Origin of the sequence: Pseudomonas sp. EA_65y_Pfl1_P113 (genome assembly GCF_963970525.1) — a bacterium.
Classification (GTDB): Bacteria; Pseudomonadota; Gammaproteobacteria; order Pseudomonadales; family Pseudomonadaceae; genus Aquipseudomonas; species Aquipseudomonas tritici.
In genome coordinates this window covers 1-475 of record NZ_CAXAQM010000473.1, presented here as the reverse complement: position 1 = coordinate 475, position 475 = coordinate 1, and the positions used below count along the sequence as shown (strand labels likewise).

The 475-nt window shown below is 67.4% G+C and carries 1 protein-coding gene; it reads right to left on the bottom strand.

Annotation, left to right across the window (positions count from 1 at the left end):
- Positions 1 to 475: FGGY-family carbohydrate kinase (locus AACY52_RS30635; protein WP_339561434.1), on the bottom strand; the 475-nt coding region annotated here is incomplete at both ends.

Here is a 475-nt window from a genome sequence, read left to right as displayed (position 1 = left end):
GCCATCGCCTCCAGCGCGGCGCGGACGATGTGCGCCTTGCCGGTCGAAAAGCTCAAGCCCGAAATGGCGGCGCGCGCCTCCGGTTCCCACCATGGCGCGCCCAAGCCGGAGAGGGCAGGCACGAGGAAGGTTCCGCCATTGTCGGGAACGCTGCGCGCCAGTATCTCGGTTTCCGCAGCGGTGCCGATCAGGCCGACCGCGTCGCGCAACCATTTGATCAAGCTGCCCGCGACGAATACCGAGCCCTCCAGCGCATAAGCGCGTCGCCCGTCAATCTGCCAGACGATCGTGGAGAGCAACCGGTTGCGCGAGGTCGGCGGGATCGGCCCGGCCTGGCTCAGGACAAATGCGCCGGTGCCGAAGGTCGCCTTGGTCTCGCCGATCTCGAGGCAGGATTGGCCGATGGTTGCCGCTTGTTGATCCCCGGCGATGCCGCAGATCGGGATGGGCGCGCCGAACAACCGGGTTTCACCGA